The organism is Nocardioides sp. Soil805 (assembly GCF_001429625.1).
Taxonomy (GTDB): Bacteria; Actinomycetota; Actinomycetes; order Propionibacteriales; family Nocardioidaceae; genus Nocardioides.
This window is the reverse complement of the sequence record NZ_LMSU01000002.1, coordinates 663,026-685,996: the sequence shown is the minus strand read 5'-3', so window position 1 is coordinate 685,996 and position 22,971 is coordinate 663,026. Positions and strand designations below refer to the sequence as shown.

Annotated in this window: 20 protein-coding genes; 7 read left to right on the top strand and 13 right to left on the bottom strand. The window is 74.6% G+C overall.

What is annotated here, in order from left to right; genetic code table 11:
• Window positions 1-4: 4 nt before the first annotated feature.
• Window positions 5-781, bottom strand: coding sequence for a DUF3027 domain-containing protein (locus ASG94_RS13770; protein WP_156411580.1), 777 nt, complete (start codon window positions 779-781; stop codon window positions 5-7).
• A 101-nt stretch (window positions 782-882) separates the two neighbouring features.
• On the opposite strand from ASG94_RS13770, the gene ASG94_RS13765 reads away from it, so the two are divergent.
• Window positions 883-2,283, top strand: coding sequence for an MFS transporter (locus tag ASG94_RS13765; RefSeq protein ID WP_082624180.1), 1,401 nt, complete (start codon window positions 883-885; stop codon window positions 2,281-2,283).
• Between the two features lie 23 nt (window positions 2,284-2,306).
• Here ASG94_RS13765 and ASG94_RS13760 read toward each other — a convergent pair whose 3' ends face one another.
• Window positions 2,307-2,702 carry a cold-shock protein gene (locus tag ASG94_RS13760; protein WP_056926999.1) on the bottom strand — a complete coding sequence of 132 codons (396 nt, stop codon included), beginning with the start codon at window positions 2,700-2,702 and terminating at the stop codon, window positions 2,307-2,309.
• 132 nt (window positions 2,703-2,834) lie between these two features.
• Window positions 2,835-4,298, bottom strand: coding sequence for an HAD hydrolase-like protein (locus ASG94_RS13755; RefSeq protein ID WP_200958115.1), 1,464 nt, complete (start codon window positions 4,296-4,298; stop codon window positions 2,835-2,837).
• Between the two features lie 139 nt (window positions 4,299-4,437).
• Between ASG94_RS13755 and ASG94_RS13750 the strand changes: the two genes are divergently transcribed.
• A complete protein-coding gene (locus tag ASG94_RS13750) occupies window positions 4,438-6,567 on the top strand; it encodes a S8 family serine peptidase (RefSeq protein ID WP_056926998.1) in 2,130 nt (709 codons plus the stop codon).
• A gap of 12 nt (window positions 6,568-6,579) precedes the next feature.
• Here the strand turns inward: ASG94_RS13750 and ASG94_RS13745 are convergent, their stop codons facing one another.
• From ASG94_RS13745 to ASG94_RS13735, 3 genes are read right to left on the bottom strand one after another with little or no spacing between them, the layout of a single operon-like run.
• Window positions 6,580-7,806 carry an RDD family protein gene (locus tag ASG94_RS13745; protein WP_056926997.1) on the bottom strand — a complete coding sequence of 409 codons (1,227 nt, stop codon included), beginning with the start codon at window positions 7,804-7,806 and terminating at the stop codon, window positions 6,580-6,582.
• Between the two features lie 16 nt (window positions 7,807-7,822).
• The gene (locus ASG94_RS13740; RefSeq protein WP_156411579.1) at window positions 7,823-9,130 is read right to left on the bottom strand and encodes an FHA domain-containing protein; all 1,308 of its coding nucleotides are present in this window, start codon (window positions 9,128-9,130) and stop codon (window positions 7,823-7,825) included.
• A complete protein-coding gene (locus tag ASG94_RS13735) occupies window positions 9,127-9,945 on the bottom strand; it encodes a PP2C family protein-serine/threonine phosphatase (RefSeq protein WP_056926995.1) in 819 nt (272 codons plus the stop codon). Before ASG94_RS13735 ends, ASG94_RS13740 begins: the two co-directional genes overlap by 4 nt.
• Window positions 9,946-10,008: 63 nt before the next feature.
• On the opposite strand from ASG94_RS13735, the gene ASG94_RS13730 reads away from it, so the two are divergent.
• Genes ASG94_RS13730 through ASG94_RS13720 form a run of 3 tightly spaced genes read left to right on the top strand, consistent with a single transcriptional unit; the run spans window position 10,009 to window position 14,522 of the window.
• Complete coding sequence (locus ASG94_RS13730; RefSeq protein WP_082624179.1) at window positions 10,009-12,294, top strand: helicase C-terminal domain-containing protein; 2,286 nt, start codon at window positions 10,009-10,011, stop codon at window positions 12,292-12,294.
• A 9-nt stretch (window positions 12,295-12,303) separates the two neighbouring features.
• Window positions 12,304-12,828, top strand: a complete 525-nt coding sequence (locus ASG94_RS22410) for a CGNR zinc finger domain-containing protein (RefSeq protein WP_056926993.1) — start codon at window positions 12,304-12,306, stop codon at window positions 12,826-12,828.
• Window positions 12,829-12,881: 53 nt separating this feature from the next.
• Window positions 12,882-14,522: a DNA repair helicase XPB gene (locus ASG94_RS13720; RefSeq protein WP_056926992.1), complete on the top strand. Its 1,641-nt coding sequence runs from the start codon at window positions 12,882-12,884 to the stop codon at window positions 14,520-14,522.
• Here ASG94_RS13720 and ASG94_RS13715 read toward each other — a convergent pair.
• Together ASG94_RS13715 and ASG94_RS22005 are read right to left on the bottom strand one after the other, a co-directional pair.
• Window positions 14,519-15,268, bottom strand: coding sequence for a PIG-L deacetylase family protein (locus tag ASG94_RS13715; protein ID WP_056926991.1), 750 nt, complete (start codon window positions 15,266-15,268; stop codon window positions 14,519-14,521). The two genes, ASG94_RS13720 and ASG94_RS13715, sit on opposite strands and share 4 nt — an antisense overlap.
• Window positions 15,269-15,273: 5 nt before the next feature.
• The gene (locus ASG94_RS22005) at window positions 15,274-15,828 is read right to left on the bottom strand and encodes a GNAT family N-acetyltransferase (RefSeq protein ID WP_056926990.1); all 555 of its coding nucleotides are present in this window, start codon (window positions 15,826-15,828) and stop codon (window positions 15,274-15,276) included.
• A 461-nt stretch (window positions 15,829-16,289) separates the two neighbouring features.
• Between ASG94_RS22005 and ASG94_RS13705 the strand changes: the two genes are divergently transcribed.
• Window positions 16,290-16,901, top strand: a complete 612-nt coding sequence (locus ASG94_RS13705) for an HD domain-containing protein (RefSeq protein ID WP_235537271.1) — start codon at window positions 16,290-16,292, stop codon at window positions 16,899-16,901.
• Here the strand turns inward: ASG94_RS13705 and ASG94_RS13700 are convergent.
• The 3 genes from ASG94_RS13700 to ASG94_RS13690 form a co-directional block, all read right to left on the bottom strand.
• Window positions 16,898-17,620, bottom strand: a complete 723-nt coding sequence (locus ASG94_RS13700) for a GntR family transcriptional regulator (RefSeq protein WP_235537270.1) — start codon at window positions 17,618-17,620, stop codon at window positions 16,898-16,900. The genes ASG94_RS13705 and ASG94_RS13700 overlap by 4 nt on opposite strands.
• 62 nt (window positions 17,621-17,682) lie before the next feature.
• Window positions 17,683-20,217 carry an ABC transporter permease gene (locus ASG94_RS13695; protein WP_056926989.1) on the bottom strand — a complete coding sequence of 845 codons (2,535 nt, stop codon included), beginning with the start codon at window positions 20,215-20,217 and terminating at the stop codon, window positions 17,683-17,685.
• Window positions 20,217-20,972: an ABC transporter ATP-binding protein gene (locus ASG94_RS13690; RefSeq protein ID WP_056926988.1), complete on the bottom strand. Its 756-nt coding sequence runs from the start codon at window positions 20,970-20,972 to the stop codon at window positions 20,217-20,219. Before ASG94_RS13690 ends, ASG94_RS13695 begins: the two co-directional genes overlap by 1 nt.
• Window positions 20,973-21,109: 137 nt before the next feature.
• On the opposite strand from ASG94_RS13690, the gene ASG94_RS13685 reads away from it, so the two are divergent.
• Window positions 21,110-21,724, top strand: a complete 615-nt coding sequence (locus ASG94_RS13685; protein ID WP_056926987.1) for an alpha-ketoglutarate-dependent dioxygenase AlkB — start codon at window positions 21,110-21,112, stop codon at window positions 21,722-21,724.
• A gap of 18 nt (window positions 21,725-21,742) precedes the next feature.
• Here ASG94_RS13685 and ASG94_RS13680 read toward each other — a convergent pair whose 3' ends face one another.
• Complete coding sequence (locus tag ASG94_RS13680; RefSeq protein WP_056926986.1) at window positions 21,743-22,228, bottom strand: hypothetical protein; 486 nt, start codon at window positions 22,226-22,228, stop codon at window positions 21,743-21,745.
• Window positions 22,229-22,255: 27 nt separating this feature from the next.
• Entirely contained in the window at window positions 22,256-22,969 is a 714-nt protein-coding gene (locus ASG94_RS13675; RefSeq protein WP_056927280.1) for an SRPBCC family protein, read from the bottom strand.
• Between the last annotated feature and the right edge of the window lie 2 nt (window positions 22,970-22,971).

The window sequence follows — 22,971 nt, the reverse complement described above, 5'->3', positions numbered from 1 at the left end:
GACCTCAGAGGGAGTCGAACTCGTCGTCGGTGAGGGTGTCGAAGACGTGGTCGGGCACCGGGATCGGCTGCTGCTTGCGGGCCAGCTTGACCTCGGAGTGGGCACCGCAGCCGTGGTCGAGGGACACGATGCGCCCGTCGTCGTTGGCGTTGCCGTTGGCGCACACCCCGAAGGTGCCGGACAGGTGACCGGCCACGCGCACCAGGAAGCCGCACGACCAGCACGAGTCGGGTGCGCTCTTGGCGAGCGGCGACTCGGGACCGCCGTCACCGGAGTACCAGCGCTCGGCCGCCATGTCGAGGCCCTCCGGGGAGAGCGTGCGGACCCGGCCGAGGCCGAGGTCCTGCGCGACCTGGCGCACCTGGGCCTTGGCGTCGGCGTCCAGCGGGTCGTCGCCGAAGGAGTACGTGGGGACCAGTCGCGGGTCCTCGTCGGCCACCGGGAGCAGGTCGCCGGGCGAGAGGTCGCCGGGCTGGAGCCGCTCGGTGTAGGGGACCCACGGCGGAGCCACGATCGCCTCGGTGCCGGGGATGAGGACGACCTCGTTGACGGTCGCGTCGGTGCTGTCCGCGGACCGGGTCAGGGTGACCGACCAGCGCCAGCCGGCGTACCCCGGGCTGGTGCAGGCGAAGAGGTGGCTGGCGATCCGCTCCCCCTCGGCCTCGCAGCCGAGGTGCTTCCCCACGTCGGTGGCGTCGGCGAGCTCGAGGACGATGGCACGTGCGAGGTCGGCGGCCGCGGCCAGGGTGGCGTCGGGCGAGGTCTCGGCGAGGGCGATCACCGGCGCATCATGACAAACCACCACGGCTCCTGTCTCCCCGACGTGCCCACCGGGGTCCCTGCTGCACACCTGCGGACCATGCGCACGGCAGGATTGGTCCCATGAGCGACGGCCACCCGACCCCACCCGACGGGACCGAGCGCCCGCGTCGCGCCGCCACCGGCCACGGCGTGCGGGCGGCCGGGCGGGGGGTGGGCCGCGGCTTCGCCGGCGCCGGCCGGGTGACCGGTCGTGCCGGTCGCTACACCGTCCAGCAGGCCCGGCGTGCCACCCGGGCGGAGGGGGCCGGCGACTCCGGCCTCTCGCGCCTCATCGAGCTGCACGCCTTCAACGCCGCGGGCGACGCGGCGGTGGCCATCTCGCTCGCCGGCACGCTGTTCTTCCAGGTCCCGACCGGGGAGGCACGCGGCCAGGTCGCGCTCTTCCTCGGCCTCACGATGCTGCCCTTCGCGATCGTCGCCCCGCTGATCGGCCCGTTCCTCGACCGGTTCAGCCACGGCCGCCGGTGGGCCATCGGCTCCACGATGGCCCTGCGCGCGTTCCTGTGCTGGGCGCTGGCGACGGCGGTGGCCACCGACTCGGAGTGGCTCTTCCCGGCCGCGCTCGGCGTGCTCGTCGCGTCCAAGGCGTACGGCGTGACGCGGGCCGCGGCGGTCCCGCGCCTGCTCCCGCCCGCCCTCACGCTCGTCAAGGCCAACGCCCGGGTGTCGCTGGCCGGCGTCGTCGGTGCGGCGATCTCCGCGCCGATCGCGATCCTCGCCTCGACGGCCGGGCCGGAGTGGTCCCTGCGCTACGGCTTCGTGCTCTTCGTGCTGGCCACCGTCTGGGCGATCCGCCTGCCCGAGCGCGTCGACTCCAGTGCCGGCGAGGAGCAGCTCGTCCTCATGCCCGGCCCCAGCGCCGGCCCCCGGACCCGGTCACGGCGCCGGATGCCCGCCGCGGTGGCCTTCGCCCTCAAGGCCAACTGCGGACCCCGGTGGCTCACCGGCTTCCTCACCATGTTCATGGCCTTCCTGCTGCGCGACCACCCGATCGGCGACTGGAGCCCGGAGGTGCTGCTCGGCCTGGTCATCGGTGCCGCCGGCCTCGGCAACACCCTCGGCATCGCCCTGGGCTCGATGCTGCGGCGCATCGACCCCGCGCTGACCGTGGTGCTGGCCCTGGTGGCCGACGTCGCGGCGGTCCTGGTGGCGGCGCTCTTCTACGGCCTGCTTCCGCTCGTGCTGCTGGGCGTCACGGCCGGGCTCGCCCAGTCGCTGGCCAAGCTCTCGCTCGACTCCACGATCCAGCGCGACGTGCCCGAGCGGGTCCAGGCCAGCGCCTTCGCCCGCTCGGACACCAGCCTGCAGCTGGCGTGGGTCACCGGCGGCTTCATCGGCATCGCCATGCCCCTGATGCCACGGCTGGGACTGGGCATCGCGTGCGGCGTGCTGGTGGCCTGGGGGACCTTCGTGCTCCTCACGCGCCCGGCACGGGTCGCCACGACGACCGGTCGCGCGTAGCGGTCAGGACGTCCCGGGTCGGCTCAGAGCTCGAGCTCGTCGGCCAGCGCCCGCAGCAGCTTGGCGGTGGGCTTCGCCGTACGCGCCTCGGGGTGGCGCCCGTGGCGGTAGGTCTCGCCGACACCGTCCAGGAGGCGGATGAGGTCCTCGACGATGCCGACCATCGTCTCGGGGTCCTTGCGCTGCGCGCTGCGCTGGTTGCGGGTCACCGAGGCGGGGGCGTCGAGGACGCGCACCTGGAGCGCCTGGTCGCCGCGACGGCCCTGGGCGATGCCGAACTCGACCCGCGTGCCGGCCTTGAGCGTCGCGACCCCCTCCGGGAGGGCGTCGGAGTGCACGTAGACGTCCGGTCCACCGTCCTGGGACAGGAACCCGAAGCCCTTGTCGGCGTCGAACCACTTCACCTTGCCACTGGGCACGGCCGTGACCTCTTCCTTCGTGCGGCCGCCTCTCGGCGGGACGGTGGGGCCGGGGCCGTCGGCCCCGAGCGCGCACAGACTATGTGTGCCCTTCGACAACCCGCCAACGGACTCGGCAATTCCGGGCAGGTGCTAGTCCGCGACGAGGGCCTCGTTGAGCGACCCGGAGCGGAAGCCGCAGGGGTCGACGACGGCCTCGGCGAAGCCCGCGCCGCGGACGGCGGCCAGGACCGACGCCTCCCCGGGCGTTCCGGCGGCGACGGGACCGGACACCAGGTCACGGACGAGCTCGACGCTCCCGCGCTCCCCCAGGTCCCGGACCCGCAGGTCGCGGCTCTCGAGACCGTGCGCGGCGAGTGCCGCGCGGACCGCGGCCTCGGCGCGCTCGACGCGCGCCAGCCGGTGGGGGGTCACCTCGATGCCGTAGGCGACCCGGGAGGAGAGGCAGGCGGCGGCGGGCTTGTCCCAGGTGGGCAGCCCCCAGCGGCGCGAGGCGCGGCGTACGTCGTCCTTGGTGAGCCCCGCGTCCAGCAGCGGCGTCACCGCACCGCGCTCGGCCGCGGCCCGGATGCCGGGACGGAAGCCGGCGACGGCGTCGTCGGCGTTGGTGCCGGTCGCCACGTGGGCGATGCCGTGCTCGTCGGCCAGCGGTCGCAGGGTCTCGATGAGCTCGGCCTTGCAGAAATAGCAGCGCTCGCCGGAGTTGGCGCGGTAGCCCTCGCGCTCCATCTCGTGCGTCCGGGGAGTCAGCAGCGGCACCCCCAGCGAGGCCACGAAGTCGCGGCCGGGATCGCGCTCGACCGCGGGCAGGGAGTCGGAGTAGCCGGTGGCGGCCACGACCCGCTCGGTGCCGAGCGTCCGGACTGCGGCCGCGAGCAGGAGGGCGCTGTCCGCCCCTCCGCTGAAGGCGACGACCACCGAGCCGAGCTCACGCAGGCGGGCCTCCAGCGCGGCGAGTCGCCGGTCGAGCAGGTGGTCGTCGAGCCACGCGGGGAAGTCCTCCAGCGAGTCCAGCACCGCGTGCGTGCCCGCGGCCAGGAGCTCCTCGCGGGTGCAGCCACCGGTGAGCACCGAGACGCTCACGACCCCCGCCGCGAGCGCGCCCTCCACGTCGTGCACGTGGTCGCCGACGTAGATCGAGGCGCCCTCCTCGCGCAGCACGTCGGCCTTGCCGACGCCCCACACCTCGCCGGCGACGAGGTCCACGTCGAGGGCGAGGTGGTCGACGTGGCGGTGGGCGTTGGGGGTGAACTTGCCGGTGACGAGCAGCGTGCGGCCCCGGTGGCGGCGTACGGCGGCGAGCGACTCGTGCGCGCCCGGGAAGGCGGGGACCGGGACGATCGAGTGGTCGGCGTACAGCTCGCGGAACCGGGCGATCGCCGGCGCCACGGCCTCCGGCGCGAGGTGGGGGGCGAGCATCGCGTCGAGCGGCGGGCCCAGCCGCGAGGTCAGGTCCGCGACGGGCAGGTGAACGCCGAGCTCCTCCGACAGCGCGACCAGGGTCGCGGCGAAGCCCGGGACCGTGTCGATCAGGGTCATGTCGAGGTCGAAGCCCACCACCGGACCGGGGACCGGCTGGGGGGTCGGGGACGTCATGGGCGCCAGCGTACGGCGCGTCCCGGGGCGCCCCGAGCACGCCTGCATTGAAACCCCTCCAACCGCCTGACACGATGGGCGGCTCGCGTCATGATGGGCAGCTCCTGCCCGCTCACCACTCCTGGATCCGGAACCCGCCGTGCCCCTCCACCGCCGACACCCCGCGCGCCGCGCCGGCCTGCGCCGCGCGACGGTCCTCGCGGTCCTGGCGACGGTGGCGGCCGGGCTCGGCCCGGCGGCGCTGGACGCCCCGGCACGCGCCGACGACACCGGAGTCCCGGCGCTGCAGCTGGTCACGCTCACCGGTCCCGGCACGTCCGCCGGCGGTCGCGGCCCCGCCGACCTGCTCGCCCGCCAGGACGCGGTGCTGGCCCAGGTGGGCAGCCCGATGACGACCTACCGGTGGACCACGGCGCTGAACGGCTTCGCCGCCGAGCTCACCCCCGAGCAAGTGGCTGCGGTGCAGGCCGACCCCGAGGTCGCCTCCGTCGAGGCCAACACCGTGCGCGCCCTGACCGGCCGACGCGGGACCGCGCTGGCCTCGGGCCAGGTCGGCCAGCCCCGCTCTCGCGGCGGCGCCGGGGCGGTCATCGGCGTCATCGACTCCGGCCTCGCGCCCGAGTCGCCGCTCTTCGCCGCGCTCCCCGGACTCGGGCGCGCGCCGGAGGACTTCGACGGGACCTGCGAGGTCGGCGAGGAGTGGTCCTCCGGGACCTGCAGCCGCAAGGTGGTGGCGTCCGGCTGGTGGGTGGCCGGCTTCGGCCAGGACCGGATCCGGGCCTCCGAGCACCTCTCCCCGCGGGACGCGATCGGCCACGGCACCCAGGTCGCGTCGGTCGCGGCCGGCAACGCCGGGGTGAGCGTGCGCATGCAGGGCCGCACCGTGGGGCAGTACGGCGGCATCGCCCCGCAGGCCCGCATCGCCGCCTACAAGGCGTGCTGGGGCGCCCCCGACCCGGGTGACGACGGCTGCGCGACGGCCGACCTCGTCTCGGCCATCGACCGCGCGACCGCCGACGGGGTCGACGTGCTCAACCTGTCGGTCGCCGGGCCGCCCGGCACCGACACCGTCGAGCGCGCGCTGCTCGGTGCCGCGGAGGCCGACGTCGTCGTCGTCGCAGCGGCGGGCAACGACGGCCGCCGGCAGTACGCCGCGCACGACAGCCCGTGGGTGACCACGGTCGGCGCCTCCCTGGGGAGCGTCTGGCAGGGCCGGGTCTCGGTCGCCGGCGGCCCCACGCTGACCGGGGCCAGCCGGTCACGACGCACCTCCGGGCCCACCCGGCTCGTGCTGGGCGCCGACGTGGCCGCCCCCGGCGTACGCCGTCGCGACGCCGCACAGTGCCGGCCCGGCACCCTCGACGCCGCCCGCACGGCCGGCAGGGCCGTCTTCTGCGAGCGCGGCGGGATCGGCCGCATCGACAAGTCCGACGCCGTGGCGCGGGCCGACGGCGTCGCCATGGTGCTCGGCAACGTGCGTCCGGGCCCCGTCGTCGACGACTTCCACGCGGTCCCCACCGTGCAGCTGGCCGCACCCGACGCGGCCCGCCTCCTGCGCTGGATCCGCACCCACGACCGCACCACCGTCCGGATGTCCGGCGTCGCGCCGTCGCCGGCGGCGGGCCGCACGGCGGCTTGGTCGCCCTCCGGCGACCCCCGGGCCAGCGCCGTGAAGCCCGACGTCGTCGCGGTCGGCGACGGCGTCCTCGGCGCGGTCCCCGGCGACCGCGGCTGGGCGCTCTTCAGCGGTACCTCGGCCGCCACCGCCCGGGTGAGCGGTGCCGCCGCCCTGCTGCGCTCGCGCCACGACTGGCCGGCCCCGGTCGTGCGCTCCGTGCTGGCCACCACCGCGGCCCCGCTCGGCTCGGACCCGGTCCTGCGCCAGGGCGCCGGCCGTGCCGGCGCCGACGTGACCGGTGCCCGCCTCGCGCTGCCGGTCGCCACCTCCGGCTACCGCGAGGCGCTCGACACCGGCTCGTGGGCGGACCTCAACCTGTCCTCGGTGCTGGTCCGCGGCAACGGCACCGTGACCCGGCGCGTGACCAACCTCGGCACCCGCGCGGAGTACTTCTCGGCGCAGGCCCTCGGCTTCGCCCGGCACCGGGTGCGGGTGACCCCGCTGGCCGTCCGGCTGGGCCCGGGCGAGACCGCGACCTTCCGGATCGCCGTGACCGGGCCGGCCGCGCCGGGGCGGGTCGACGACGGGTGGATCCGCTGGCGCGGGGCCCGCGGCTCGGTCACCCGGATCCCGGTGGCCATCACCCGCTGAGGTCGTCGGACCTCACGCCTCGCGGCGTACCTCCATGGAGCGGTCGCCGAACGCGACGGTGTCGCCGTCGACCAGGGTGGCGGGCTTGCCCGGGGAGAGCTGACGCGAGACGCCCTTGCGGGTCAGCGTCGAGCCGTTGGTCGAGCCCCGGTCCATGACCACGAGCGCGCCGTCCGGGGCGGGCGCGAACTGGGCGTGCGTCTTGGAGACGGACATGTCGGCCGAGGTCAGCGGCACCAGGTGCCACACGGGCTCCCCCGAACGCGGCTCGGGGCGACGGCCGACCAGGACGAGGCCCTCGACGACGAAGGAGTGGCCGTCGTCGAAGCGCACCCGCCAGCGCGGCCCGGCCGGCTGCGCGGCGCCCGCCCCGTCACGGCGCGGGCGCACCACGGTGCGGCCGGAGTCGTCACCGGGCTGCCCACCCGCGTGACCGGGTGCGGGTGCGGGGTGCGGGGGGCGCTGTGCGGGCGGCTGGTGCTGGACCGGCGGCTGGAGCGGCTGGAGCGGCTGGGCCGGCGGGGCCGGCTGGGGCGCCTGCGGCGGCGCGGCCTGCGGGGACGGCTGCTGCGGGGGCAGGAAGGCCGGCACGTCGGGCGTGGGGTACGCCGGCGCGGGGGGCCCCTGCTGCGGTCGCGCCTCGGGCGCGGGACGGGTCAGCGGTGGCGGTGCCTGGAAGACCGGGGGCTCCACGGCCGGGGCCGGGATCAGGCGCATCGCGGTGAGGTTGACGACGTGGCGGGGGCTGTCGTCGACGAGCTCGGTGATCTCCTCCACGGGCCGGACGTCGACCACGACGGAGGAGGCCAGGTGGTCGTGCCAGCCACGACGCTGGCGGCCACGGTCCTCGACCGCGGTCCAGGCGAGCGTGGCGAGCCCGATCCCGAAGGTCGGCAGGGACGCGGCGGCGAGGACGAGGGAGCGCACCAGCGCCGGTCCGACCCCGATCGGCGTACCCGTGCCGTGGTGCACCACCCGCAGGCCGAGCGCGGACTTGCCCGGGGTGTTGCCGGAGACCCCCGTCATCACGGCGAGCACCAGCCAGCCCAGCACCATCGCACCGGCGACGATCCCGGCGATGACCAAGGGCTCGTCGCCCAGCGCCAGCCAGGCGCCCACGCCGACGACGGCGTAGAGGCCCCAGGTGACCGCCCGGTCGACGGCGAAGGCGTAGAACCGTCGCTCGAGCTCGGCGACCGGGTAGGTGGTGGCCGGGGCTGCGGCCTGCTGCTGCGTCACGTGAGGGGGTCCTGCGTCAGGGGTTCGTGGTCTGGATGGTGACGCCGTCGCCGAGGTCGAGGATCGCTCCGGGGATCAGCGACACGGCGATGCCGGCCTGCAGGTCCTCCGGCGGGAGTCCCGGCTGGACCAGGACGGTGCCGTTGGTGGAGCCGAGGTCGGTGACCACGGCGCTGCCGTGGTCGGCCCCGGCGCCGGGCCGGATCTCGAGGTGGGTCGAGGAGATCTCGTGGTGGGGGCTGGCGACGGTGACCAGGAAGGGCTGGTCGCTCGAGGCGAAGCGGCGCGCCTCGGGCGCGCGGCCGACGATGATCGTGCGGTCCACGTCGACGACCTCGCCGGTGGAGAAGGCCAGCTTGGCGACCGGGCGCGAGACCACCGACGGCGCCAGCTCCTGCCCAGGGGTCCCGGGCCGCACGAACGCCTCGGTGGCCGGGCCGACGGTCGTCTGGCCGTCGTGGTCGTCCTCCCCGCCGCTGCGGCCCTCCGGCTCGACGGGGTCGAGGACGGCAGGCTGCTCGCCGGTCGGCGTGGGGTCGTGGTCGTCGGGGGCACCGAACGTGAGGGGCTCCCGCGCGTCCGGCCCGCCGGAGGTCGCGGCCTCGATGGGTACGACGTCCGCGACCGGCTCGTCGTCGGCCTGCGGCGGCGCGTCGGTCGGCGCGTCGGCCGTCTCATCGGTCGCCTGGTCGGTCGGCCCGGGGCGGCCCGCGATGGCGTCGCCGGCGTCCGGCCCGGGCCAGGGGTCGGTGTCGGGACCCGTCTCGGGACCGGCCTCGGGGAGGTCGACCGGGTCGACGCCGGCCGTGGGCGAGCCGTGGGTCGCGGGGTCCGGGGCACCGGTCCCGGCGGTGCTCGGGGCGACCGCGGCGGCCCCGTCGACCGCCGGCACGTCGCCGAAGGCCAGCGACCCGACCCGCGCGATGCCGGAGGTGAGGGCGAGGTCGTGCGCACCCGCGTCCTCCACGACAGCGGTGCCGCCGGTGACGCCGGTGAGCGTGCGGTCGGCCCACATGGTCTCGCCGGCCCCCGACACCTCGGTGTCGCCCTCGTCGGTGGAGAGGGTCACCGTCGCGCCGCCGCGGACCAGGACCCGGGTGCTGTCGCCGTGCCCGACGAGCACGAAGCCCGTGAGCGTCCGGATCCCGCCGGCGAGCAGGCCGTCGAGCACCTCGTCGAAGTCGGCGCCGGCGTCGACCAGCTCCCACAGCCCGGCCACGCGGGGCCGCTCGTCGCCCGGCAGGAGGAGCGTGACCCGGTCACCCAGGACGGCGTACCAGCCTCCGGCGGACAGCTGTCGACGATGACCTACGGACTCACTCACGGACGGGCCCCCAACTTGTCTTCGAGACTCGCGCGCTGTCGCTCGGAGTCGTATGAATCGTCGTGCACCAATCCCACCACATCGATGACGATGGCGGTGGCGTTGTCGCGGCCCCCGGCATCGAGCGCAGCCCGCACCAGCGCGTCGGCCGCGTCCCGCGGGTCGGGGACCGAGTCGAGGATGGCGGCGATCGCGGAGTCGGGGATCATCCCGGAGATGCCGTCGCTGCACAGCATGAGCCGCTCGACCGCGGGGAGCGGGAGCAGGAAGAAGTCGGGGTGCACGCCCTCCGGGCTGCCCAGGGCACGGGTGATCACGTGCCGCTCGGGGTGCACGGTGGCCTCCTCGGCGGTGATCTGGCCGGCGTCGACCAGCTCCTGGACGACCGAGTGGTCCACGCTCACCTGGTCGAGGCGGCCGTCGAGGAAGCGGTAGATGCGCGAGTCGCCGAGGTTGGCCAGCAGCCACTTGGTGGTGCCCTGGTCGTCGACGAGCACCGCCACGACGGCGGTGGTGCCCGCGTGCCAGCGGGGGTGGTCGGCGCGCTGCCCCTCGCCGTACTCGACGATGCGGGCCTGCGAGCGGGCGATGGTGTCGGAGACGTGCTCGGCGCCGCGGCTCGGGTCGTAGCCCTGCTCGACCAGGCGCGCGAACTCCTCGACGACGATCTGGCTGGCCACGTCACCGCCGGCGTGCCCGCCCATGCCGTCGGCCACGACGAAGACCGGGGGTGCGACGAGGAACGAGTCCTCGTTGACCGAGCGCACGTGACCCACGTCGGTGGCGGCTCCGTGGTGCAGATCGACCGGCTTCATGCCCTGTCCTCGCGCTCTTCGACGATGAGCCCCGGGGTGGGCTCGGCGAGTAGCGTAGAAGGGATGTCGAGGACACAGCCGGCGGCGCCCCCACGCACGCTCGCGGACCAGCTGCGCGGCTGGCCGGACGAGCGGCTCGCTCGCCTGCTCGCGGACCGACCCGATCTCGCCACTCCCGCACCTCACGATTCCGCCCAGCTGGCCTCACGGGCAGCAACTCGCAGCTCAGTCATCCGCGCGCTCGACGGCCTCACCCGGCTCGAGCTCTCGGTGCTTGATGCCCTCGTGGTTGCAGGTCAAACCACTTCGGACGAACTTGTCTCGCTGGTGCACGCCGACCCGTCCGCGGCGGGCGCCGCGGTCACCCGGCTGGTGGACCTGGCGCTCGTCTGGGAGTCACCGGGCGGGCTTCGTCCGCTGAGCGGGGTGGCCGACGCGCTGCGCGGCGACGAGAGCGCCGGGGTCAGCGGCCTGAGGCCGATGTCGCCCGACCCGACGGACCCCGCCGCCGTCACCACGCGGATCGAGGCGCTGTCGCCGGCGGCTCGCGCGCTGCTCGAGCACGTCGACGCCCACGGCGGCGAGGGCACCACCGGCACCGCGCGGCGTACGGTCTCCCCGGCCGACGCCGCGACCCCCGTCGAGGAGCTCATCGCCCACCGGCTGCTCCTCCCCCGCGACGGCGGCACCCTCGTCCTGCCCGGCGAGGTCGGCCTCGCGCTCCGTGGTGGCCGCACCACCCGCACCCCGCGCGACGAGGTGCCCGAGGTGGCCACCACCGACCGCGACCCGTCCCTGGTCGAGCGCAGTGCGGCGGGGGCGGCGTTCGAGTCCGTACGCCGCGTGGAGCTGGTGCTGGACCACTGGGGGCTCGAGCCACCCGGCGTCCTGCGCGGCGGCGGGCTGGCCGTCCGCGACCTCAAGGCCACCGCCCGCGACCTGCAGGTCGACGAGCCCGAGGCCGGCCTGCTCGTGGAGCTCGCCTCGACGGCCGGGCTGCTCACGGAGGGCGTCGACGAGGACGGCGACTCCGTCTGGCTGCCGACCGACGCCTTCGACGCCTGGTCCGCCGGGTCGGTCGCCGAGCGCTGGGCCGCCCTGGTGCTGGCCTGGCTCGACACCACCCGGGTCGCGTCCCTCATCGGCACCCGCGACCCCGCCGGCCGCACCTGGAACGCCCTGGCCCCGGACCTGTCCAGCCAGATGGCCCCCGAGGCGCGCCGCCTGGCGCTGGAGGAGCTCGCCGCGCTGCCCGCCGGCGCGGCGCTCGCCACCGGGACCGGGGTCCCGTCGCTGGTCCAGCGGGTCGCGTGGCGGCGCCCGCGGCGCCCGTCCGTGCACCGCGACCTGGTCGCGGCGGCCGTCACCGAGGCCGCCGCCCTCGGGCTCACCGGCGCCGGCGCGCTCTCGGGGGCCGGCCGGGCCGTGCTCGCCGGAGACCACGACGCCGCCGTCGCGGCCATCACGCCGCACCTGCCGCAGCCGGTCGACCACGTGCTGCTCCAGGCCGACCTGACCGCGGTGGCCCCCGGACCGCTGGAGGCCGAGCTGGCCCGGACGCTGCACCTGGTCGCCGACGTCGAGTCGCGGGGCGGGGCGACGGTCTACCGCTTCACGCCCGGCTCCGTACGCCGTGCCTTCGACGCCGGCTGGACGGCCCTGGAGGTGCACGACTTCGTCGGGTCGGTGTCGCGCACCCCGGTCCCCCAGCCCTTGACCTACCTCGTCGACGACGTGTCCCGCACCTTCGGCACGGTCCGCGTCGGCCAGGCGGAGTCCTTCCTGCGGGCCGACGACGAGAGCGCGCTCACCGAACTGCTGCACCACCCCAAGGCGGGCTCCCTCGCCCTGCGCCGCATCGCGCCCACCGTCCTCATCAGCACCATCCCGGTCGACGTCCTCCTCCCCCGCCTCCGCGAGCTCGGCGCCGCCCCGGTGGTCGAGGCGCCGGACGGGACGGTGCGCGTCGCCCGGCGCGACCTGCTCCGGGCCCGGCGCCCGCGTGCCGGCCGCAGCCGCGGTGCCGCGATCGCCCGCACGCACGCAGGGGTCGCCGCGGTGGTGACCGCGATCCGCAGCGGCGACCGGGCCACCGCGTCCCGTCCCGACACACCGACGCTGACCACCACGCCGACGGGCGCGCTCACCGCCCTGCGCGAGGCCATCGAGGCCGGCAGCACGGTGGTCATCGGCTACGTCGACAACCACGGCGCGCGCTCGGACCGGGTCGTGGACCCGGTGCGCCTCGAGGGCGGCAGCCTCACCGCCCACGACCACCGCGCCGACGACCTGCGCGCCTTCGCCGTGCACCGGATCACGTCCGTCGCCCCGCTCCCGGCCCGTCCGTAGGCTGGTGACGTGGACTTCATCAGGTACGCCGAGGCGTCGGCATCGCTGCTCAACGCCGACCTCGCCGACCCCGACGCGCTCCTGGCGCACCTGGCCGACCGCAGCTGGCTGCACCCGTCGGTCACCGCCGGCGACGTCCGCGACCTCCAGGAGTTCCAGGCCGAGCTGCGCCCGGTCTTCGAGGCGTCGGAGGAGGAGCAGGTGCCGCTGGTGGTCTCGCGCCTCAACGACCTGCTCGCCCGGCACCCGGTCACGCCGATGATCAGCGACCACGACCCCGCGCACCTGCACATGCATGTCGCCAACCGGTCCGCCTCGGTCGCCGAGCTGCTCATCGGGGAGTCGCTGATGGGCCTGGCCACGCTGGTCTGCGACGTCGGCGCCACCCGGCTCGGGGTCTGCCACGCCAGCCCCTGCACCAACGTCTTCGTCGACACCTCGCCCAACCAGTCCCGGCGCTACTGCTCGGACCGGTGCTCCTCGCGGGCCAACGTCGCGGCGTACCGCGCCCGCCAGAAGGCCGCCGCGAGCTGACGCACGACGTACGCCGCCCGGGCCCGCGTTGCGGTGCTCCGTAGGCTGGGCCGGTGAACGACGGCCCCCTGATCGTGCAGAGCGACAAGACGCTGCTGCTGGAGATCGACCACGAGCGAGCGGCCGACTGCCGCAAGGCGATCGCCCCCTTCGCCGAGCTCGAGCGCTCGCCCGAGCACGTGCACACCTACCGGCTGACGCCGCTCGGCCTGTGGAACGCCCGTGCCGCGGGGCACGACGCCGAGCAGGTGGTCGACGCGCTGCTGGAGTACAGCCGGTACGCCGTCCCGCACGCGCTGCTCGTGGACGTCGCCGAGACGATGGCGCGCTACGGCCGGCTCCGGCTCGAGAAGCACCCCGTGCACGGCCTCGTGCTCAGCAGCAACGACCGCCCGGTGCTCGAGGAGGTGCTGCGCGCCAAGAAGGTCGCCGGCATGATCGGCAACCGGCTCGACGACGACTCGGTGGCCGTGCACCCCAGCGAGCGCGGCAACCTCAAGCAGGCGCTGCTCAAGCTCGGCTGGCCGGCGGAGGACTTCGCGGGGTACGTCGACGGCGAGGCGCACGCGATCTCCCTCGACGAGGACGGCTGGGAGCTGCGCACCTACCAGCGCGAGGCCGCCGAGTCCTTCTGGCACGGCGGCTCCGGCGTGGTCGTGCTCCCCTGCGGTGCCGGCAAGACGATCGTCGGGGCGGCCGCGATGGCCCAGGCGCAGGCCACGACGTTGATCCTGGTGACCAACACGGTGAGTGCGCGGCAGTGGAAGGACGAGCTCATCAAGCGCACCACGCTGACCGCCGACGAGATCGGCGAGTACAGCGGGTCCGTCAAGGAGGTGCGGCCGGTGACCATCGCGACGTACCAGGTCCTCACCACCCGCCGGAAGGGCGTCTACACGCACCTCGAGCTGCTCGACGCCCGCGACTGGGGCCTGGTCGTCTACGACGAGGTGCACCTGCTGCCGGCGCCGATCTTCCGGATGACCGCCGACCTCCAGGCGCGACGCCGCATCGGGCTGACCGCGACGCTGGTCCGCGAGGACGGCCGCGAGGGCGAGGTCTTCTCGCTCATCGGGCCCAAGCGGTACGACGCCCCGTGGAAGGACATCGAGGCGCAGGGCTGGATCGCGCCGGCCGACTGCGTGGAGGTGCGGGTGACGCTGCCGGAGGGGCAGCGCCTGGCCTACGCCACCGCCGAGCCGGAGGAGCGCTACCGGCTGGCGGCGTGCACCCACCGCAAGGTCGACGTCGTGCGCCAGCTCGTCGACCAGCACTCCACCCAGCCCACGCTGGTGATCGGGCAGTACATCGACCAGCTCGACGAGCTCGGCGAGATGCTCGACGCCCCCGTCATCAAGGGCGAGACGCCGGTCAAGGAGCGCCAGCGGCTCTTCGACGCGTTTCGCTCGGGCGAGATCTCGCTGCTCGTGGTGAGCAAGGTGGCCAACTTCTCCATCGACCTGCCCTCCGCGGAGGTGGCGATCCAGGTGAGCGGGTCGTTCGGCTCGCGCCAGGAGGAGGCGCAGCGGCTCGGGCGGCTGCTGCGACCCAAGGCGGAGGGCAAGACCGCGCACTTCTACACGATCGTCTCGCGCGACACCGTGGACGCGGACTTCGCGCAGAACCGGCAGCGGTTCCTGGCCGAGCAGGGATACGCCTACCGGATCGTCGACAGCGACGACCTGCCGGTCTAGGGGCGTTCGTGCCGGGTGCTGTCGGGCCCGGCCAGCCGGGTCCGGACGTACCACTCGGTGCCCAGCAGGGACCGGCGCCGGTCCGCGGTCATCGCGGCCACCTGGCCCGGCAGCGCACCTCGCTCGACCTCCGCCCGGTGGGAGAGGATCGCGGCCACCTTCTGGTCGAGCCACGGGGTCACGTCCACGCGCTCGGCCTGGTCGTCGGCGGTGGTGTGCAGCGCCTTGCGGGCGCCGATGGAGTCGGCCAGCAGCTGCCGCGCCGAGTGGGGGTGGGTGGCCAGGAGCAGGGCGCACGGCGTCCAGGGCGGGCCTCCGTCCGGGTGCTGCCGCGCGTCACCCGCCTCCTGCACTGCCCTGACGGTGCCGTCGTGGGTGCGGACGTGGTCCGGGTGGCCGGTGGCTCCGCCGTACGCGTCGTGGGTGACGACGAGCTGCGGCCTCAGCTCGCGGACGTGCGCCACGATGCTGGCCACGATCTCGTCCATCGGGGCGTCGAGGAGGCGCTCCCGGCCGGGCGCGGACCCGGGCGCCCGGGCGTCGGCGTACCCGAGGAGCCGCGGCTCGCCCGCGCCCAGCACGCTGGTCGCCTCGGCGAGCTCCCGCGTCCGGGTCGTGCCGGCGGCCCAGGTGGCCGTGAGCACGGTGGTCGTCGCGCCCTCCGCGGCGTGGCGGGCCAGGAGCCCACCCGCCGACAGGGACTCGTCGTCGGGGTGGGCGAAGACGGCGAGCACGCTCTGTCCCATCCCGCTCACGTCGCTCCCGGGTGCCGACCCTCGAGGGGGCTTGTGGTGTAGATCCAGTGGGGTACCGGGTCGTCGGGGTCCTGCAGCCCGTCCCGTTGCATGCCCAGCCGCTCGGCGACCCGGATCGACGACGGGTTGTTCCGCGCGATGCGGGCGACGACCGGGTGGCCGGGGAGCCGTCGTACCAGCTCGTCGACGACGGCTCGTCCCGCCTCCGTGGCGAGCCCTCGGCCCCAGTGGGCCGGGTCGAACCGGTAGTAGAGGTTGAGCACGTCGTGATCGGCCAGCCGCACGTGGCAGAGACCGGCGAAGCCCACCACGGCGGCGTCGGCGGTGGTCTCGACGACGGCGTACCCGAATCCGTGCTCGTCCCAGTGGCGCCGCCACGTGTCCAGGCGCGCCGAGGCCTCCGACTCGTCCCGCATCGCCGCGGACGGCAGGTGGTGGAAGGTCCTCGGATCGGAGTGGATCTCGAAGTACCGGCGGGCATCGCCGGCCACCGGTCGACGCAGGCGCAGGCGCTCGGTCGTGATCCAGGCCGATGGAGGGTCTGCCGCCACTCGATGATCCTCGCACGACCCCTCACGTCGACCGGGCACTTCCGTGCACCTCGGAGGCGCCGAGCGGGCACTTTGGTGCACCTCGGAGGCGCCGAGCGGGCACTTCCGTGCACTTCCTTGCACCTGGAAGGTGCCGAGCGGGCACTTCCGTGCACCTCGGAGGCGCCGAGCGGGCACTTCCTTGCACTTCGGTACGGCGACCGGGCGCTTCCCTGCACTTCGGTTCGGCGACGCTGTGCCGAAGGCAGCTCCAGGTGAAGACCCACGGACGGCGGCGCGGCCAGATGCCCACGCGCACGGAAGTGCCTGGTCGGCACGTCTGACCTGCACGAAAGCGCCCGGTCGGCAGGTGTGAGGTGCACGGAAGTGCCCGGTCGGCAGGTGTGAGGTGCACGGAAGCGCCCGGTCGGCAGGTGTGAGGTGCACGGAAGTGCCCTCTCGGCGGGGCTAGGGTCGGGAGGGTGCCCGACCTGCCCGACCCGCCCGGCCTGCCCGACCTCGCCGCCCGCTGGCCGATCCCGGCGCTCCACGACGTGCGCGACGCGCTGCTGGCGGCGTGGGACCGCGACGGGTACCACGACCTCACGCACCTCACCGAGGTGCTGGACCGCATCGACGACCTGGACCGGGCCGGCGAGCGCTTCGACCGGGTGCCGGTGGTGCTGGCGGCGTGGTTCCACGACGCCGTGTACGACGCCCTCCCGGACGCCGAGGAGCGCTCGGCGCAGTGGGCCGAGCGCGCTCTCCCGGAACCACCCGCCGCGGAGGTCGCCCGCCTGGTGCGGATGACCGAGCACCACCGGCCGTTCCCCGACGACCGCAACGGCTGCGTGCTCAGCGACGCGGACCTGGCGATCCTGGCGGCCGGGCCGGGCCGCTACGCCGACTACGCGGCAGGGGTGCGGCGCGAGTACGCGCAGGTGCCCGACGCCGACTTCGCGGCCGGCCGGGCGGCCGTGCTCCGGGACCTGCTGGAGGGTCCGCGGCTCTTCGCCACGGACGCCGGGGCGCGGCTGTGGGAGCCGCCGGCGCGGGCCAACGCGACGGCGGAGATCGAGCGGCTCGAGGCCTAGGAGTCCCCGCCGAGCTGCACGTAGACGGTGAAGCGGTCGGGCCGGTAGACGGTGCGCGAGACCTCGACCGGCTTGTCGGCGAGCAGGGCGCGACGCGAGTGGCGCAGCACCGGGGCGCCGGCCGACAGCTCGAGCAGGCCCGCCTCCTCCGCCTCGGCGGCGTCGGCGCAGATGGAGTCCTCGGCCCAGGTGGGTCGCAGGCCGCGCGCCTCGAGGGCGTCGTACAGGCTGGTGGGCATGCCGCTCTGCAGGAAGCCCGGGAGCAGGACCTCGTTGAGGTAGGCGTCCTCGATGCACACGACCTGCTGGTCGGCGCGACGCAGCCGCTTCCAGTGGATGACCGCGTCGCCCGGGGTGATGGACAGCGCGCGGGCCACGCCGGGGCCGGCCTGCTCGCGGCGGGCGAGCAGGGTCTGCGACTCCGGCAGCATGCCGCGGCGCTTGATGTCCTCGGTGTAGGAGGTCAGCTGGCCGGCACGGTGGCGGGGCTGGGCGACGAAGGTGCCGCGGCCGGGGACCCGCTCCAGCAGGCCCTCGCCTACCAGGGCGTCGAGGGCCTGGCGGACGGTCATCCGGGCGACACCGAACTGGGCGACCAGCTCGCGCTCGGAGGGCGCGGCGGTGCCGGGCTCGGCAGCGGCGAGGAGGTCTCGGACGTACTCGCGCACCTGCACGTGCTTGAGGCTGCGCTCAGCAGGCCTGACGTCCACGGTGTCCACGGGCCCAAGGGTAGACCCGCCGGAGGGTCGGGGTGAGGTTTTGACCAAGGGGATGGTAAAGGTCAGTCGGTGCTGATCGCCCGGAGCACGTCCAGCCGGGCCGCTCGGCGCGCCGGCAGGACGGCCGCGAGCACCCCAATGACGAGCGACGCGGCGAGGAACATCGCGAGCTGGCCGACCGGCACGTCGATGACCTCGAGCCCCTCGTCGCGCAGGGCGTGCATGAGCGCCACACCGAACCCGATGCCCATCACCACGCCGAGCACCGCGCCGAGGACCGCGATGACCACCGACTCCAGGGTCACCATCCGGCGCAGCTGCGCACGGCTGACACCGATGGCCCGCAGCAGGCCGACCTCGCGGGTGCGCTCGATGATCGACAGCGCCAGGGTGTTGACGATCCCGAGCACCGCGATGAGCAGCGCCAGGCCCAGCAGCGCGAAGATCATCAGCACCAGCTGGTCGATCGGCCCCCGCTGCTCGGCGGCGAAGGCCTGCTGGTCCTTGACCGTCACGATGGGCTGGTCGGCGACCACCGCCTCCAGCTCGTCCTGCACGGGACTCGACCCGTCGGTGTCGATGATGAGGAAGTTGTCGGAGTCGCGGTAGCCGGCGTCGATGAGGGTCTGCGGGGTCGTGACGGCCGGGAACAGCAGGATCGGGTTCTCGGCGTAGATGCCGACCACCTCCAGCTCCCGCGGCCCGTCCGCGAGGTCGACGTCGTAGGTGTCCCCGACCGACAGCCCCTCCTCGTCGGCGTACTGCTCCTCGACGATGACCGTCCCGTCGCGCAGCGCGCCCGCGGAGCCGGCGACCATCGTGAGGTCGATACCCTGCTCGAAGGCGACCGGGTCGAGGGCCCCGATCCCCTGCGAGTCCGGCCCCGAGCCGGTGAGCGCGAACCGCTGCGCCCAGACGTGCTCCACCCCCTCGACCCGGCCCATGTCACGCGCGATGCGCGGGGAGAACGGCTGGCCGAACAGCGAGCTGACGACGTAGTCGCCGACGAAGTTCTCCTCGATCGTCTGGTCGACGCTGGCCTTGGCCGAGGCGCCCACGATGGCCATCGTGCAGGCCAGCGAGAGCCCGATCATCAGCGCGGAGGAGGTGGCCGTCGTACGACGCGGGTTGCGCAGGCTGTTCTCGCCGGCCAGCTGTCCCACGGTCCCGAAGAGCCGGGTGTAGACCCACGAGGCCGCGGCCAGGAACGGGTGGCTGATGACCGGGCTGGCCGAGGCGACGCCGAGGAGGATCGCCAGGATCCCGCCGCCGACGAACCAGCCGGGGTGCGGCACCGCGTCCGCGAGCCCGGCGGCCAGCGCCGCGCCGCCGGCGAGCATCATCACCACACCGGCGACCAGCCGGCGCCGCAGCGACGACTCGGGCATGGCCACGTCGTCGCGCATCGCCTGGATCGGCGCGATGCGACCCGTGCGGTGGGCGGGCAGCCACGCGGCGGCCATGGTGACCACGATGCCGACGGCGTACGCCGCCAGGACCGTGCGGGGCGCGATGATCAGCGACTGGCCGGACAGGTCGAGGCCGAAGCGACCGAAGAGCGTGCGGATCGCCATCGCCAGCAGGATGCCGAGCCCCAGACCGATGGTGGAACCGATCGCACCGAGGACGAAGGCCTCGACCATCACCATCCGGGTGACCTGGTGCTTGCTGGCGCCGAGGGCGCGCAGCAGCGCCAGCTCGCGGCTGCGCTGGGCGACCAGGATCGAGAAGGTGTTGACGATCAGGAAGCCGCCGACGACCAGCGAGATGCCGGCGAAGATCAGCAGGAAGGTGGTCAGGAAGCCGATCGCCTCCTGGAGCGCGGACGCCGCCTCGTCCGCCGCCTCGTCGCCGGTCACGGCCTCGACGCCGTCGGGCAGCCGCTCGCGGACCGAGGAGGCGAGCTCCCCCTGGCTGGTGCCCGGCTCCGCGGTCACCCAGATGTCGGTGAAGGCGTCCTTCCCGTCGAGCAGCAGCCGCTGCGCCGTACGGGTGTCGAAGGCGGCCAGCGTGGAGCCGTTGAGCGAGCCGCCCGCGGGGAAGCCCGCGACGCCGACCAGGGTCGGGCGCAGGACCGCCTGCTTGCCGCTGGTGACGAGGTGGACCTCCTCGCCGATCGTGTAGCCGCCCTCGCCGGCGGTGACGGAGTCGAGCACCACCTCGCCGGCCCTCTCGGGCTCCCGGCCGCCGATGATCGCCAGCCCCTCGAGGTCGTGACCGGCAGGCGCGTCGTTCCAGTTGGCGCCGACGGACGGCGGGCCCTGGCCGCCGACGACCTTGTCGTCCTCCCCGACCACGAAGACGCCGAAGGCGGTCACGTTGCCGTCGACGCGGGCCGCGCCCCGGACGCCCTCGAGGCGGTCGACCAGCGAGGAGTCGACGGTGCGGGCGCTGGGCTCGGACTCCCCCGACGTGCCGGCCGGCCGGACGACGACGTCGCCGACGGTGGAGGCCATCAGCGCGGTGAAGCTGCGGCTGAGGGTGTCGCTGAAGACGAGGGTGCCGACGACGAAGGCGACGCCGAGCACGATCGCGAAGGTGCTCATGAGGAGCCGCACCTTGCGGCCCAGCAGGCTCTTGAGCGCGGTGCGGACCATCAGTCGGCCACCGCGACGCTCATGGTGGCCATCACCTCGAGCACGCGCTCGCGGTCGGGATCACGCAGCTCGTCGACGATGCGGCCGTCGGCCAGGAAGACCACACGATCGGTGTACGACGCCGCCACCGGGTCGTGGGTGACCATCACGATGGTCTGGCCGTGGTCCCCCGCGCTGCGCCGGAGCAGGTCGAGCACCTCGGCCCCCGACTGCGAGTCGAGGTTGCCGGTCGGCTCGTCGGCGAAGACGATCCGCGGCCGCCCGGCCAGCGCGCGGGCGACGGCGACGCGCTGCTGCTGGCCGCCGGAGAGCTGGTTGGGGCGGTGGCCGAGGCGGTTCCGGATGCCGACGGTGTCGATGACCGAGTCGTACCACTCCCGGTCCGGCTTGCGCCGGGCGATGGACTGGGGCAGCAGGATGTTCTCCTCCGCGGTCAGGGTGGGGACGAGGTTGAAGCTCTGGAACACGAAGCCGACCTCGTCGCGGCGCAGCCGGGTGAGCTGCTTGTCCTTGAGCCCGCCGAGCTCGTGCTCCCCGATCCAGACCTCGCCCGAGGTGGCGGTGTCGAGCGCGGCGCAGCAGTGCATCAGCGTGGACTTGCCCGACCCGCTGGGCCCCATGATCGCGGTGAACTCGCCCTCGACGAGGTCGAGGCTGACGTCGTCGAGCGCCCGCACCATCGCGTCGCCGCTGCCGTAGGTCTTGGTGAGGTGGCGCACCCGCGCGGCGACGGGTCGATCCCCGGTGGTCGTCATGGGGAAACGATCCCGCACGGCTCCAAGCCGCGGCCACCGGGCATCACCCCGACGCGCCCCCGATCCCGACCCCGAGCCGGGCCCGTTCGTCAGCGCGCGTCCGAACGCGTGTTCGATCCGTGGTGTACCGTCGTGGCGTGGACTTCCAGTCGACGCTCTTCGACACGGCCGAGGTGCCGTCCGTCTCGCCGCCGGCCCCCGAGCGCCGGGCGCTGGCCCACGGCGCGTGGATCGACGTGCAGCGCAACTTCCTCCTCGCCCCCGACGACGTCATGGCCGCCATGGTCGAGGCCGTGCCCTGGCGGGCAGAGCGGCGCCAGATGTACGACCGCGTGGTCGACGTGCCGCGGCTGGTGCACACCTACGGCGTGGGCGAGCAGCTGCCGCACCCCGTGCTGGTCGAGGCCCGCGAGGCGCTCAGCGAGCACTACCTGCCCGAGCTGCACGAGCGGTTCGTGACGGCCGGCTGCTGCTACTACCGCGACGGCCAGGACTCGGTGGCGTGGCACGGCGACACGATCGGCCGCGGTCGCACCCAGGACACGATGGTCGCCATCGTCTCCCTCGGCGACCCGCGCCGCCTGGCCCTGCGACCGTGCGGCGGCGGCGAGTCGATCGCGGTGACGATGGGCCACGGCGACCTGGTGGTGATGGGCGGCTCCTGCCAGCGCACCTGGGAGCACGCCGTGCCCAAGGTGGCCTCGGCAGGCCCCCGGATGTCGGTCCAGTTCCGCCCTCTCAACGTCTTCTGACGCCGGCCCGGCGGCTGCTCAGCCGGCGAAGGCCTCGTCGTACAGGCCGGAGAGCAGCTCGTCCTTGGCGGCGCTGAGCCCGCAGAGGCTGACCTCGCCGTCGGTGGCGCTCACGAGGTAGGTGCCGCCCTCCTGGAAGTCCACGGCGAGGAGGAGGTCGACGATCTCGCGGCTGGAGCTGGAGACCCGCACCTGGTCGGTCTCCTCGTCCCCGGCGTACCACCGGTCCACGTCGAGGGTCGCGGTCCCGTCGCCGACCTCGGTGACGGTGCCCTCGAAGGCGGTGTCCTGCGCGCGGAGGGACTCGACGCTGGGCACGGCGCACCGCACGCCCTCCCCCGTGGGGGCCGCCTCGAGCGAGGTCACGCTGCCCCCGTCCGAGGTGACCGGGGTGACCTCGGTCGAGGGGTCGGGTCCGTCGACGCCCTGGCCGCACCCGGCGAGGAGGAGCGCGCCCGTCAGCACGGTCGCGGCCAGCCCTGCGGTGCCCCGGATCGTCCTCATGGCGTCAGGTTCCCACACTCCCCAAGGTCACCGACGCAGCAGCCTCCAGAGGAGGGCCAGGACGACGAGCACGCCCAGCCCCTGCTTCCAGTAGGCCCGCGCCAGCACCGGCAGGACGGCGCTGCCGAGGTCGAGGGCCTCGGCCTGCGGCGGCGCCGGCCGGGGCGCGGCGGGCGCCGGGCGTGGTGGAACCGGCCGCGGAGCGGTCAGGGGTTCCGACTCCGCGGCCGGAGGTACGTCGGCGGCGGCTGCCGCTGCGGCGGGACCGGGTACGACGTCCGCGGCCGGCTCCTCGCCGGGACCGGTCAGGCGCTGCTCGAGGCAGTCGACGAACTGCCCCAGCAGCTTGTCGGAGACGTCCTGCATCACGCCGCGACCGAACTGGGCCGGCTTGCCGGTGATGGCCAGGTCGGTCTGCACCGACACGTCCGTCGAGCCGCCCGCGTCGGCCATGGTGACCGTGACGTGGGCGCCCGCCGTGCCGTTGCCCCGCTTGTCCTTGCCCTTGGCGTCGACGACGAACCGTTTGGCCTCCTCGTCCTTCTCCACGAAGGTGCCGCTGCCGGTGTAGACGAGCGCGATCGGGCCCAGCTTGACCTTGACCGTGCCGGCGAAGGTGTCGCCGTCGGCCGAGGTCACCTGGGCGCCCGGGAAGCACTCCGCCACGGAGGCGATGTCCTCGAAGTGCGCCCAGGTCTCCTCGACCCCGGTCGGCACGGTGAAGCGGTGCGTCAGCTCCATCC